The sequence below is a fragment of the Mycobacterium sp. 2-64 genome (assembly GCF_035918375.1).
Classification (GTDB): Bacteria; Actinomycetota; Actinomycetes; order Mycobacteriales; family Mycobacteriaceae; genus Mycobacterium; species Mycobacterium intracellulare.
This window is the reverse complement of record NZ_CP142361.1, coordinates 2,526,906-2,540,399: the sequence shown is the minus strand read 5'-3', so window position 1 is coordinate 2,540,399 and position 13,494 is coordinate 2,526,906. Positions and strand designations below refer to the sequence as shown.

Genomic DNA, 13,494 nt, shown 5'->3' with positions numbered 1-13,494 from the left:
TTCTGGATTGTCATGTCGACTCTCCTCTGTTCAGTTGCCACTAAAATCCGGGTTGCGACGTTCCCGGAAGGCACGCACGCCTTCGCGGAAGTCAGCGGTGTCGATCAATGCCAGCTGCCCCTCGGCTTCGATCGCTTGTACCGGCTCGAGTTCGCCCAGGGTCGCTGCGGCCAACGCGCGCTTGGTCCAGCCGAATGACACTGTGGGCCCGCACGCAACCGACTGCAGCACGTCCTCGAGTACCGACTCGTAGTCATCCACGGACGTGACGTGGGCAATCATGCCCCATTCGAATGCAGTTGCCGCGGAGACCCTTTCGGCTGTCATTGCCATCCGCGCGGCACGCGCCCGGCCGACCAGCCCTGGCAGCAGCGCGGACGTACCGCCGTCGGGCATCAGCCCGACTCGGCTGAACGCCAACTGAAAGTATGCCGATGGTGCGGCTACCACCAGGTCGCAGGCCAGCGCCAACGCGCACCCGAACCCGACCGCGCCACCGTGTACCCCTGCGACGACGGGTTTTGGTAGCGAGGTGACCGCCCGGACCACCCGGTTGGCGGCATGGGCCGCTCCCTCGGTCTCACCGCCGGTCAGGTCGCCGCCGGAACAGAACGCTCGCCCGGCGCCGCTGAGCAACACCGCACGGACCGCCGGATCTGCCGCAGCATCGCCCAGCCGGGCCGATAACTCGTCGAGCAAGGGGGCGTCGACGGCGTTGAGCTTCTCCGGCCGGTCGAGCCGGATCCGCAGCACCGCACCATCGCGCGCGACCGCGATACCATTCACCACAACGGGATCATAGGCCGAGGTCGCGTCCGATGATGTCCTTCATGATCTCGGTGGTGCCACCGAAGATCGTCATGATGCGGTTGTCCATATAGTCGCGCGCAACGCGGTATTCCGTCATATAGCCATAGCCACCGTGCAACTGCACGCAGCCATCGATCACCTTCTTGGCCGTTTCGGTGCACCACCACTTGGCCTTCGACGCCTCGACCGCAGTCAGTTCACCGTCCACTACCGCCTGAAGGCATCTGTCGATGTATTGCTCGCCGATCTCGAGTTCGGTGTCCATCTCGGCCAACAGGAATCGGTTGTGCTGAAAGCTACCGATCGACTGGCCGAAAGCCTTGCGGTCCTTAGCATACTGCAACGTCTGCCGCCAGGTCTCCCGTGCGCCTGCGATCGCTGAGATGGCGATGGACAACCGTTCCGACGGGAGGTTGGCCATTAGGTGATAGAAGCCGCGTCCCTCTTTACCCAGTAGGTTGGCCGACGGGACTCGGACATTCTCGAAGGCCAACTCGGCCGTGTCTTGGTAGTGCAAGCCCATTTTGGCGAGCTTTCGCCCGCGGCTGAAGCCGTCCATGCCGGCCTCGACGACCAACAATGTGAAGCCCTTGTGTCCGGCCTCGGGGTCGGTACGGCAGACCACTACGACCAAATCGCAGTTGATACCCGAGGAAATGAATGTCTTGGCGCCGTTGATGATCCAGTCGTCGCCATCACGGACGGCCGAGGTGCGGATGCCAGCCAGGTCGCTGCCCGCGCCAGGCTCGGTCATCGCGACGGCGACGATCAGCTCGCCGCTGATGATGCCCGGCAACCAGCGTCCCTTCTGTTCGTCGTTAGCCAACGACGAGAAGTACGGTCCCACAACGTCGTTCTGCAAGCTCAGCGAAGGTGCCGGCCCTCCGTAGCGGGCGATCTCCTCGTCGATGACCGCGTTGAAGCGGAAGTCATCGACACCGCCGCCGCCGTACTGCTCGGGCATGTTGAACCCGATCAAACCGTATTTGCCAGCAGCGACAAACGCCGATCGGTCCACAAGACGGTCGTTCTCCCACTTCTCGGCGTTGGGCATGAGCTCACGCTCGATGAACTGCCGCACCGTCTCGCGGAACGCCACATGCTCCGGCCCTAGAACGAGTCTCTTCATACGCCTTTCTCACTCTCCATACAGTCGTCGCATTTCTTCGCCGACCCTACCGGAAATCCGCGAAACGACTTGCGCCCCACGCCTTCTGAGATCGGTATCCGGGATCGGCAGCGCGACAGCCCCCGTCGTTTTCGACGGCAGCAACACTTTGGCCGTGCCACGCGTGGTGGTTTCGTCTCGCTGGCTGGTGGCGAATACGTCCAGCGACACCGGGTCTTCGGCTCCGTCACCCTTCGCGGTGACCCTGCCGGTGCACCGGTGCACGTCTCCGTGGTAGTTGAAGCCGCGCAACTGAAGGTCCATCTCGGCCAGCCAGCCGTCGTCACCGATCCAGTTGGTGAGCAGGTGACTCACCCACGCTGCGCGCATCTGGCCGTAGTCATACGGCGCCGGAATACCCAGTGCCTGAGCGCGTTCGGCGTCCCAGTGCAGTCGTTGCACGACATCAGGAACGCCATACTCATCCGGCTGGTAGAAGGCGGGCATCCGCTTGCGCAGCTGGTGGGCGAATTTCAGTGGCCCCACGCCGTAGCCACCCCAGCCCCAGCCCATGTGCATCGAGATGATGTCGACGACGGTCAACGGGCCCTTGATGATTCCCGGAAGTTCATCTCCCACCGAGATGTCCTCCCACCATTGCGGATCGGCTCCTCGCCGTACCTCAGCCTCGTACTCTTCCTCGACCTGAGCGAACTCCTCGGGAGTCCAGTGCTTGCGCTCAATGTCCTTGAGCTTCCCGGACTTCTTCGAACCATGACGCTCGGCGTTGATATAGGACTCGTCACGGGTGGCGATCGGATTGCCGTCGATGTCGACATAGAGGTAGCGATAGGTCTCCTTGACCGAACGGCCACCGGAGAATTCGCTGTCCTTCACCTGGACATCCAGCGTGTAGTTCTCCGCCAACACCGGCCTACCCGCGTAGATCGGGCGGTACCACGTCCACTTCACCCCCGAGTAGTACTTGCCGGTACCGCGAAAGAGACCGCGGAACAGCTTCTTCCGCTCCGGATCGGTAAATTTCGGGGTCTGATCCAGGCCCGTCGCGATCGGGAAAGTCGGCGATGCGATCTGTCCGTGCCAGCGCGTGGCGGGTCCGTAGGTCGGGTCGTGGAACAACGGGTTGTCGTCACCGCAGCCGAAGGCGAAGTGCGTGATGGCATCAGCCGACGGCAGTTTGTGCCACGCTTCGTCGCGCTGGTGGACAGGAATTCCGATCTGCCCCTTGGCGCGTTCGATGTCCTCGTCGGTGATGCGGCCCTCTTCGGCGGCCGCCTCGGCACCGGTCTTCTCGGTGGTGGTCATTGATCCCTCCTAGAACTTCAACATTGCGCCGGCGTCGACTTTGAACTGCAAGCCCGTCACGTACCGGGACTCGTCCGAGGCCAGGAAACAGACCGCATTCGAGATGTCCGAGGCTTCCACATATGGGATGGGCATCGCCTGCATGGCCGGGAAGGCCAGCAAGGCGTCGTCGCGGCTCGGCGCCTCGAGGTCTGGTCGGAACTGTCGGTACATCGGCTCGCTGTTGAGCATCGGGGTGTTCACGTTGGTCGGATGAATGACGTTGGCGCGGATCGACTGTGGTGCCAGCTGCGCCGCGAGCCGGAGCGTGTAGGAGTCCACCAACTGTTTGGCGTAGTTGTAACCCGCTCCGCCGGGACCCTGCGGCCCGCCCGCACCCGGGGTTAGCAGACCGGCGATCAGCCCGCCGACCGACCCGGTGGTGATGATCGACGCACCAGACTTCAGATACGGCAGCGCGGCGTGCACGGTGTTGACCACGCCGACGAAGTCGACGTCGAAGGCATCGGCGAATGCCTGAACCGGCAGATGAGTGCCCAAGGGACAGATGCCCGCATTGGCGACTACCACGTCGAGTTTGCCGAATTCGGCTACCGCGTTTGCGAGTTCGCGGCTCACCGCCGCTCGGTCCCGCACGTCCACCTCGGCGGTGTAGGCCTTGCGGCCGGTCTTCTCCACCTCCAGACCGGCTTCTTCGAGATCACGTGATGTCGCTAGCGGGTATTCGTTGGTATCGATGTCGTGACAGATGTCGAAGAGGATGACGTCAGCGCCCTCCTCGGCCAGCTTGACGGCGTGGCTGCGGCCCTGGCCGCGGGCCCCTCCAGTTACCAGAACGACTTTGTTTTGTACTCGTCCCATGCTCAACGCGCCTTCCAGATGGGTTGGCGCTTCTCTGCGAACGCCCGCGGGCCTTCCTTGGCGTCTTCGGATTTCAACAGGTCGGTGAACTCGCGAGACGTGCGCTCCCACTTGGGCTCTTCCGCGGCGATGATCCCCCCGTCAGCGCCGTAGGCGACCCGCTTGCTGGCTTGTACCGACAGTGGCGCGTTGCAAGTGATCCGCTCGGCGAGCGCCAGGGCGGCTTCCACGACGGTGCCGTCCGGCACCACCTCATTGATCAGGCCCCACCGCAGAGCGTCTGCCGCTGTCATCGGCTCACCTGTCAACACCAATTCCAACGCGACCTTGCGCGGCAGTTGTTCGACGATCCGGAACACGCCGCCGGCTCCGGCGATCAGACCGCGCTTGACCTCGGGCAGCCCGAACGAGGCGCTCTCGCAGGCGATCACCAGATCACTGGCGAGTGCGAGCTCGGAGCCGCCGCCCAGTGCCGTGCCGTTCACCGCGGCAATCGTGGGTTTGTCGATGAAGTGATGCACGTAGCCGGCGAAGCCCCACTCGGGGTGCTCGGCGTGGTAGAGGTTCTCGCCCCGCGAGATGGCCTTGAGATCGGCCCCGGCACAGAAGGATTTGTCGCCCGCACCGGTGATGACGACGGCCCATACCTCGGGATCGTCCTGGGCCACCGCCAACGCGTCGCCGACTGCCGTGCTCACCGCGCCGTTGACGGCATTGCGCGCCTCGGGCCGGTCGATGGTGATGAGCGTGACGTTGCCTCGCCGCTCGACGAGAGCGGCTGGATTGGTCATCTCAGTCACGGCTTGAGCCATGAAGTCTCCTTCTGATTAGTTTGGAATTGGCAGAGGTCGGCCTGCTCCGGCCGCTTGAACAGGCGGTAAGCCAAGGTTTTCGAGGATTGCGATCAGACGGCGCCGGTCGACCTTGAGCGCCGCCCCGCGAGGCAACTCGTCGACGATGAAGACGCGGGCGGGCACCTCATAGGGCGTCAGCGCGCCCCGGCAGTGCTCGCGGAGCGCCTCGCCATCCGTGGCCGCCCCAGGGCGCAATTCGACTGCGGCAACGGGAACCTGGCCCAACCGCTGATCCGGCACGGGCGCGACGGCGGCGTCGGCCACCGCCGGATGGGCACGCAGTGCGCGGACGACGGTCTCCGGGGACACCTTGAAACCGCCGCGCACGATCACGTCATCGGCGCGTCCATCGATGTAGAGGAACCCTTCGGCATCGAGATGCGCTAGGTCACTGGTCGTGATCCAGTCTCCGGCGCTGCCGGCCTGGGGTGTGGCAACCTGCAGCCTGCCGGTGACCCCCGGGGCGAGCACGGCGCCGTCATCGTCGACCACCTGCAGCCGGACTCCGGGAAAGGCACGTCCGACACTGCCCCGCTTGTCGGTCCATCGCGCGCCGAAGTCCTTGACCGTCCATCCGGCCACCGCGCCGGAGAATTCGGTCGCGCCGTAGACGACCAGGACCGGGATTTCGTACCGCTCGTAAAACGCGTCGACCAATTCCGGATCGACATGACTGGTGCCGGCGTTGATAGCGCGGATGCTCGCCAAATCCTCCCGCGGGATGTCGGAGTCGAGCACCGATCGCATGGCCGCCGGGGGCAGGCCTGCCACCGCGGGCCGATACTGCGTCACCAGAGCGTGCCAACCCGGCACCGTGAATCGATCGAGCATCGCGATCGGACGGGCCGCGACCAGAGACTGCAGTAAGGACCACAGCCCGCCGATGTGCACGATGGGCAATGTCACCAGGCCGACCGTTCCGGTCAGCGGCGGCTTGGTTCTCATCTCCGGACGGTCGTTGTGCCGCAACGCAGCAGCCAGTGAGGCCTCAAGCTGCTCTCGGGTGAGCGGGATGCGCTTGGGTGCACCCGTCGTGCCCGAGGTCAGCATCTCGATGGCTACCGCTGGATCGCCACTGACTGCTTCCGCCGTGCCTCGTACCCACATGGCGAGTTCGCCTTCGTCGAGCCTCCAGCCGGTTGCCCCGAGGTCGGCGACGGCGCGGTTGAATACCTCGTCGGACCACAACGCTGACGGCGCAAGGACGAAGGAGACGCCGGATGCCGCAAGGTCTTCGCTCAGCCTTTCCGGTGGCTGCAGCGGGCTGATGGTCACCAGCGTGCGTCCGCCGCGGAAGATGGCGATGAGCGCCGCCACGGACTCCATTCGATTGGAGAGCACGACGGCGACTCGGCCACCCGTCTGACACCCGGCGGCGGTCAGTTCCCGGTCGATCCGCTCCGTGAGCGACCGAACGGAACCCCAGGTCGCCCAGCGTCCGTCGCACTCCAGCATGCGGTCGTGGTCGTCGGCGTCCCAGAGCCGTCCCAGCGCCTCGTGGATGCTCGTCATCTCGACTTTCCGGATCGACTTTCGTGGTGGATCACCGTTCCCTCGAACCTAGTGGACATGGTTTACTAGGTCAACTTTGTGAAAGGCGTAGTGATGGACTTCGGCTTGACGGACGAACAGGATCAACTCGCCGCGGCGGAGCGGGCCTGGCTCAGTAAGAACGACCCCATCGCCAGGGTCCGCGCAACGCTGGACGCGGCGCCTGTCACGGTCGACCCCGCAGCGGTGGCCCATGCCGCCGAATCGGGTCTGCTGGCAATCCTGACACCCGAAATAGGCGGCACCCACGTGGATCTCGCCGTCGTGACCGAGGCGCACGGATACGCGGCGAGCTCGCTGCCGGTCGCGGATCTGAACATCGCGGCCTGGCTGCTCGGCCACGTCGACTCGCCCACCAACGGCGGCGAGCTCACCGGAGTGGCGCTCGGTCCGAACGCCGGTTTCGGCGGCGATGCGCTGCGGCTGACGGGTGTCACCCGTCCGGTGCCGATGGCCGCCGACATGGACTCCATCGCGGTAGCAGGTCGGGTGGACGACGGAGAGTACCTGGTGGTCCTGAATGCGCCGACGCCGTCGAAGATGTCGACGCTCGACCTGAGTCGTTCGTGGGCGCGATTGGAGCTCGACGCGACGATCGCCAGCTGGACACAGCTCCCTCCTGGCACGCTGGCCCTGGTGCGCGACGCGCTGGCTGTGTACCGGGCGTTCGACGCGCTGGGCGCGGCGGCCCGACTGCTCGACATGACGGTGTCTTACGCCGGGCAGCGCGAACAGTTCGGCGCGCCCATCGGCTCGTTCCAGGCGGTGAAGCACCACTGCGCCGACATGGTCGTCGCTGTCGAAGCCAGCAGGGCGTGTCTGTGGGCTGCGGCTCTCGCGCTGGACACCGCACCGGCCGCCGCGCGGTCCCGCGCCGCGTCCGCGGCGGCGGCGTACACCAAGTCGGCTGCCGCCAACGTGGCCGGCACGGCGCTGCAGGTGCACGGCGGCATCGGATTCACTTGGGAGCACGATCTGCATCTGTTCCTGCGCCGGATCAAGGTCGACGAGGCCTTCAATGGAAGCGTCGCCGAACACCGTGCGGCGCTGCTCAGCGCCTGACATTCAGCGCCGATCCCGCGGCAGTGCCAAGCCCCGCTCGGCGATCAGGTTGCGCATGATCTCCGAACTGCCACCGGCAATCGTGTAGGCCCGGGCGTACAGCCATTCGTCCTGCCAACGACCGCCGTCGAGGACGTCCGGGTCCCCCTGCACCAACATGCCCGCCTCGCCGCCGAGTTCTACAGCGAAGCGCGCGATTTCGAGGTTCAGTTCGCTGAACATCAATTTGGCCATCGCGCCGTCGTGCATGCGTTCGGTGCCACGCAGCCAACGGGTGAGGTTGGCATACGTCAGCGCCGAGAGCGCTTCCACCTCGGCGCTGAATTCACCGATCCGATCGCGGATCCGATCGCTGTCGATCGCGAGGCGACCGTCGACGGTGACGCGCGACGCGAGTCCGACCAGTCCGTCAATGGCCAGCCTCAGCTTGACGACCGCGGCGCCCACGCTGGTACGTTCATGACCCAACGTGGCGTTCGCAATCGTCCAGCCCTGTCCTGGCTCTCCGATCATTGCCTCGGCAGGCACCTCGACAGAATCGAAAAAAACCTCGTTGAAGTCCGAAGTGCCGGTCAGTTCGCGCAGCGGACGGACCGTGATGCCGGGGCTGGACATGTCGAGGATGAATGCACTGATGCCCTTGTGCTTGGGTGCGTTGGAATCGGTGCGGGCCAACAGATATCCGTAGTCGGCCCAGTGCCCGTCGGTGGTCCACACCTTCTGCCCGCTGACGGTGTAAGTATCGCCATCGAGCACCGCGCGGGTGCGCAGCGACGCCAGATCGCTTCCGGCGCCGGGTTCGCTGAACAGTTGGCACCACAGCTGTCGACCCGCACGGATCTCGGGCAGATGCCTGCGGCGCTGCTCATCGGTGCCATAGTGGATCAGCGCATGCGATGCCAGCGCGTTGCCGCTCGGAACGCCTGGCACTGCGGCCCTGGCCAGTTCCTCGCTCACCACGATGGCGTGTTCTGCGCAGCGATCGTCGCGGCCGCCGAACTCCGCGGGCCAGTCCGAGCCGACGTAGCCGGCTTCGAACAGCCGCGCCGTCCACTCCTGAAGCGACTTGAGCTCGGCTTCGTTCTCTGCGCTGCGCACGCCCGCCCGCGGAGGTATGGACGGTGCATGCTCGGCGATGAAGGCCCGTACCTCGCCGCGGAAGGCCTCCAATTCGGGACCCATTGCGTATTCCACGTTGCCGTCTTCCTGTTCGATGTGCTGTCTTAGTGGCTCAGCGCCAACAGTTCGCCGGCAGCGCGGTCTCGCAGCGCGTCGGCACGGCCGATCAGCACGGCGTTGGCCTGGGCGCGCCGCAGCAGCAGATGGATCGGGTATTCCCAGGTGAAGCCGATGCCACCGTGGATCTGCAACGCACCCTCCGTGGCTATCACCCCGGCGTCGAGCGCGGCCGCGGCGGCCAGATCCGCCAGATATCCCGACTTTTCGAGGTCGACCTCGGCCGCGGCCAGCACTTGGCTGCGCGCCCCCTCGAGCGCGACCAACATGTCCGCACACCGGTGCGACACCGCTTGAAAGCTGCCGATGGCGCGGCCGAACTGATGGCGTTCGCCTGCCCACTGAACGGCCATTGCCAACGCACGTGCAGCAACCCCGACCGAGTCCGCCGCCACAGCCAACGCCGCTTGCCGGCGCGCTGTGCCCAGCACTCGAGCAACATCGGTCCCGTCGGCCAGCACCTCCCCCGCCGCGCGACTGAAGATCACCGAGCCGATGGTGGCGGTCAAGTCCAGCGGCTGTTGGGCGGTCACGTCAACACCTTCGGCGGACGCGTCGACGGCGACCACTACCTCACCGGCGCCGGTGGCTACTCGCGCCGGGACCACCAGCACCTCGGCGTGCGGTGCTCCCACGACGATCGGCACCACACCGCGAAGGCCGGCCCCGTCCCACTCGGGCAACTCAGGGCCGCCGATTATCCAGCCGCTGTCGTTCACGGGAACGGCGAACGCCGCAGCCGCGCCGCTCGTTATCCGATGGACCAAAGCCTTTGCGCCGCAACGCAGGGCGACGTCGAGCGCAGTCACCGTCGGAACGAGCGGCGCAGGAGTCAGTGCCTTCGCGGCTTCCTCGATGGCGGCGTAAAGCAGACGCGGCCGAGCGCCGGCGCCCCCCAGGGATTCATCGACGGCAAGACCAGGCAGGCCGAATTCGACGAGCGCCGACCACACTTCGGGTTCGACAGCATCGACGGGACGCGTGCGGTCGAGCAACCCCGCCACGTCCACCTTGGCCCGAAGTGTCGCCGCCAGCACCTCGCGCAGCCCGCGTTCGTCCTCCTCGGGCACGGCGAGCGGGGCGCCGGGCGTGACGGCGGCTGCCCGGATGCCCTCGCCCCGGTGCGATGGCAGGCCGAGCACGCTCTCGGCGATGGTATTGCGTTGGATCTCGGCGGTGCCCGCTCCGATGGTCGTCGCACGGCTCATCAGATAACCGAACGTCCAGCGCCCGTTGTCGACGGCGTTGGGTGCGCGGCTACCGAGTGCCGCATAGGGACCGGCCGCGCGCAGGGCGAGCGCGTGCATGTGTTGCTCGAACTCCGATTTCACCAGCCGGTTCACTGATGCCACACCGCCTGGATCCTCACCGCGCAGCGCCGCGGCAAGTGCGCGGGCGCTATTGGCGGCGATGGTGCGAACCCCGGACTCCAACCGGGCGACGTCCTGGCGAACCAGCGGGTCGTCGTCGAGCCGTCGGGAGACGACCAGCTCGATCACCCGGTCGACCGTGCGACGGTACTTGAACTCGTCGGCCAGGAAAGCGGTGGCCCGCTCGTGGCCCAGCGAGGTACGCATGATCGACCAGCCTGCGCCCTCGTCGCCCACCCGGTTGTCGACCGGCACCTCCACACCGTCGAGGAAGACCTCGGCGAAGTGCGCCGCGCCGCTGATGTCGCGGAGCGGGCGCACGGTGATTCCCGGGCTGTTCATCGGGATCAGCAGATAGGTGATGCCGTCGGATGGCTTCTCCCCCGTCGCCGTCCGTACCAGTGCGAACATCCAGTCGGCACGGTCGGCCATCGTGGTCCACACCTTCTGACCCGTCACCCGGTACACGTCACCGTCGCGGACCGCGCGGGTGGACAGCGACGAAAGGTCGCTGCCCGCACCGGGTTCGGAAAACCCCTGACACCAGAACTCGTCTGCGCGCAGCAACGGCGTCAGAAACCGATCCTTCTGCTCCTGGCTTCCGTGCGCGATGAGCGTCGGGGCGAGGATGAACGACAACGGACACGGATGCGGCGGCGCACCCGCATCCGTCGTCATCCGGTAGTAGTCCAGCTGATCGGCCAGCGAGAGGCCGAGTCCGCCGGCCTCGTGCGGCCACCCGGGCGCGGCCAGGTGGTTGTCGACGAGGTCGGCATGCCACGCGCGAGCCACCTCGATGCGGTCGGGTTTGGCGCCGTCGCGCGCTCTGTCGTCCTGGCGACGACGGAAGTCCGCGAGTAGCGACTCGAGCCGGGGGCGCCAATCAGCTGTCTGCATCACACTCCACAAAGTCAACCTGGTTAACTATGTTTGCAGTGTGCCGGTTATTACGACCGCTTGGCAAGCAGGCCTGTCACCCGTCTTCGAGAATCAGGGCGAGTTCGGGGCATGCAGCTACCCCGTCCCGGGTGAGCTGCTCGTCTTCCGGTCGCACCTCGCGCTCCTCGAGGGTGGAGTAACCGGAGTCATCGATCGGGAACAATTCCGGGTCGACGGCGTAACACTGGGCGTGGCCCACGCACTTCGACCGCTCGAGGCGAACCTTCATACGACCTCCTCCGCTCGACCGTCCGGGCGCACGGTCTCATCCAGTCTGACAGCATAAGACTAAAGCTTTAACTATTTCGACCCGCCTGTGCGCTGCGGCCCGAGCGGTGCTGCGCCGGGCCTTGAGACGGGCCGGATTCAGGTTGCATCGCGGGCGCTGGGCGGGGCGAGCGCAGCGCCTGAAGACGCGCCGAACTACGCACAGGAACCGGAGAGCTTCGGCCAGCCGATCTGAAAACACCAGTCAGTGGGGAACTACCTGGCCGACATGGCAACCAAATTGACTGCCGCACGCCAGCTCATCCGCTGTGCCACAGAGAGGTACGACAGCGGCGAACGGTGCGAATGGAAGCCGCGAGGACCAAGCTGTTCGCGTCGGAGGTGGCCATGGAAATCGCGCTCAAAGCCCACCGAATACTACGTCGAGCACTACTTCCACTGATGATCCTCGGCGAGGGAACGAGGTACAGCGCAATGTCATTGCCGCGCAGTTGGTCTCGCGGGGCAGACTCTAGACGACCGACGGCCTTCGGCGTCAGACCTCGGCGAGTTGCCGATCGCGCGCGCTCACCCGCGGGAAGTTGAGCATTCGGCGTGCGTTCTCCTCGACGATCACCGAGCATTCGTCATCGGGCACCGCCGCGAGCACCTCGGCGGCCCGCTTGCGGGTGTATTTAGCATCGCCGTCACGTTGGACCTTGGCTGTCCGTTCGGGCCGGACCTCTCGACTGGCCGGGGGTGAAGGTGATCGGAAGGTGCTTGACCGCGTATACGTCCCCGGCGTCGGGGTACCTCTCGACATTGTCGAAGTCGACGGTGAAATCGGGGACGCGGGCCAGCAGCTCAGTGACCATGATCTTGAACATCACCCGCGCAAGATTCGATCCGAGACAGCGATGCACGCCGAGCGCGAAAGCCATGTGCCGGTTGTCCGAACGGTCCAGATCTAGCGTGTCCGGATCTTCGAACGCTCGGGGATCTCGGTTGCCCGCGGCGTACATCAACAGCACCCGCTCCCCTGCTTTCATCTCTCTGCCGTGGAAAACGGCATCCTTGGCGACCCGTCGGCTCAGCCCAATGGTCGGTGTCCCGTGCCGGAGGAACTCCTCGGTTGCCCGATCCAGGATCGTCGGATCGTCGATGATCCTGCGCCGTACCGCATCGTCGGCGGCGATCTTCAACAACGAGTTGCCGGTGAGGCCTGCTGTCGTGTCCATCCCGCCCAAGATCAGCAGAAACACGATGTTGACCAGATCGGCGTCGGTGAGTTTGCGTCCGTCCTGCTCATCGTTGATTAGGTCCGTCATCAATCCCGGACGTTGCGTCTCTCGCGACTCGTTGATCTCGGAGACGATTTGGCCGGCCATAGTGAGGATCTTGTTCATCGCCCCCTCGGGATCGGCGACTCGTTCGTGGACAAAGCCGTGCACCCAGCTGATCCATTCCCGCCAACGGGTGTGGTCGAACCCCAAGATCTTGAGAATCAACTGCGCAGGCAATGCCGTGAACAACTCCTGCGAGACATCGGCGCGACCTCGTTCGATGAACTCGTCGATGAACGCTGTGGTCATTTCCGTGATGTCGGGCTTAAGTTTTTTGGCTGCCCCCGGGGAGAGGTGCTTGAGCAGGAACGAGCGATAGAAGCCGACCTCCGGCGGATCGAAGTCGATCGGCGCAAGCTGCGGAGAGCCCGGCGCCGGCGGGACGCCCTTCCCGTTCTCGTCGGGTGTCGAGCTGAACACTTCCGTGTCGTGCAGGGCATCGAAGATCTCTTGGTACCCGCTGATTATCCAAAAGCCGCCCCACGCGCTGCTTTTAGCGACTGGGCATCGATCACGAATTCCCGCGAGCTTGCCGTAGGGGTCTTGCATGAATTGGGCGGAGTGCTGATCGAGGTCGGTGTCGAACTTGACGGCGTTGGTGGTCACGAGCGCGGCTCCTTTCTCAGTTCTCACGGCGAATGGTGATGACCTGCTCGGGGCACGCGCCGGCGCCCTCCTCCGCAGCGCGCTCGCTGCCGGCAGGTACCTCTGCACTGTCGCTGGCGATGTAGCCGAGATCGTCGAGCTCGAAGTAATCGCCCGAAGCCGTCGCGCACAGGGCGTGACCCTGACATTTGGACTTGTCAATTTCCGCTCGCATGAGATAT

At 65.3% G+C, this 13,494-nt stretch carries 12 protein-coding genes and 1 pseudogene; 2 read left to right on the top strand and 11 right to left on the bottom strand.

The window, feature by feature from the left end; all coding sequences use genetic code 11:
- Positions 1-30 precede the first annotated feature (30 nt).
- Genes QGN31_RS12080 through QGN31_RS12055 form a run of 6 tightly spaced genes read right to left on the bottom strand, consistent with a single transcriptional unit; the run spans position 31 to position 6,471 of the window.
- Positions 31-786, bottom strand: a complete 756-nt coding sequence (locus QGN31_RS12080) for an enoyl-CoA hydratase-related protein (RefSeq protein WP_041785645.1) — start codon at positions 784-786, stop codon at positions 31-33.
- Between the two features lie 10 nt (positions 787-796).
- The gene (locus QGN31_RS12075; RefSeq protein ID WP_041785009.1) at positions 797-1,939 is read right to left on the bottom strand and encodes an acyl-CoA dehydrogenase family protein; all 1,143 of its coding nucleotides are present in this window, start codon (positions 1,937-1,939) and stop codon (positions 797-799) included.
- Between the two features lie 9 nt (positions 1,940-1,948).
- Positions 1,949-3,244 (bottom strand): FAS1-like dehydratase domain-containing protein, encoded by a 1,296-nt coding sequence (locus QGN31_RS12070; protein ID WP_014384975.1) that lies wholly within the window; start codon positions 3,242-3,244, stop codon positions 1,949-1,951.
- Between the two features lie 9 nt (positions 3,245-3,253).
- The gene (locus tag QGN31_RS12065) at positions 3,254-4,105 is read right to left on the bottom strand and encodes a mycofactocin-coupled SDR family oxidoreductase (protein ID WP_014384976.1); all 852 of its coding nucleotides are present in this window, start codon (positions 4,103-4,105) and stop codon (positions 3,254-3,256) included.
- Between the two features lie 2 nt (positions 4,106-4,107).
- Positions 4,108-4,917 (bottom strand): enoyl-CoA hydratase-related protein, encoded by an 810-nt coding sequence (locus QGN31_RS12060; protein WP_080588020.1) that lies wholly within the window; start codon positions 4,915-4,917, stop codon positions 4,108-4,110.
- Positions 4,918-4,932: 15 nt separating this feature from the next.
- A complete protein-coding gene (locus QGN31_RS12055) occupies positions 4,933-6,471 on the bottom strand; it encodes a class I adenylate-forming enzyme family protein (protein WP_014384978.1) in 1,539 nt (512 codons plus the stop codon).
- Between the two features lie 93 nt (positions 6,472-6,564).
- Between QGN31_RS12055 and QGN31_RS12050 the strand changes: the two genes are divergently transcribed.
- On the top strand, positions 6,565-7,572 hold the full coding sequence (locus QGN31_RS12050; protein WP_014384979.1) for an acyl-CoA dehydrogenase family protein: 1,008 nt from the start codon (positions 6,565-6,567) through the stop codon (positions 7,570-7,572).
- A 3-nt stretch (positions 7,573-7,575) separates the two neighbouring features.
- Here QGN31_RS12050 and QGN31_RS12045 read toward each other — a convergent pair whose 3' ends face one another.
- The 3 genes from QGN31_RS12045 to QGN31_RS12035 form a co-directional block, all read right to left on the bottom strand.
- The gene (locus QGN31_RS12045; RefSeq protein WP_014384980.1) at positions 7,576-8,766 is read right to left on the bottom strand and encodes an acyl-CoA dehydrogenase family protein; all 1,191 of its coding nucleotides are present in this window, start codon (positions 8,764-8,766) and stop codon (positions 7,576-7,578) included.
- A 29-nt stretch (positions 8,767-8,795) separates the two neighbouring features.
- Complete coding sequence (locus tag QGN31_RS12040; protein ID WP_014384981.1) at positions 8,796-11,075, bottom strand: acyl-CoA dehydrogenase family protein; 2,280 nt, start codon at positions 11,073-11,075, stop codon at positions 8,796-8,798.
- A 76-nt stretch (positions 11,076-11,151) separates the two neighbouring features.
- Entirely contained in the window at positions 11,152-11,346 is a 195-nt protein-coding gene (locus tag QGN31_RS12035) for a ferredoxin (RefSeq protein ID WP_014384982.1), read from the bottom strand.
- A 96-nt stretch (positions 11,347-11,442) separates the two neighbouring features.
- Here QGN31_RS12035 and QGN31_RS12030 point away from each other — a divergent pair.
- A pseudogene (locus QGN31_RS12030) lies at positions 11,443-11,860 on the top strand (acyl-CoA dehydrogenase family protein); the annotation flags it as partial.
- 171 nt (positions 11,861-12,031) lie between these two features.
- Here the strand turns inward: QGN31_RS12030 and QGN31_RS12025 are convergent.
- A complete protein-coding gene (locus QGN31_RS12025; protein ID WP_014384984.1) occupies positions 12,032-13,273 on the bottom strand; it encodes a cytochrome P450 in 1,242 nt (413 codons plus the stop codon).
- A 16-nt stretch (positions 13,274-13,289) separates the two neighbouring features.
- Complete coding sequence (locus tag QGN31_RS12020) at positions 13,290-13,487, bottom strand: ferredoxin (RefSeq protein ID WP_014384985.1); 198 nt, start codon at positions 13,485-13,487, stop codon at positions 13,290-13,292.
- Positions 13,488-13,494: the final 7 nt, after the last annotated feature.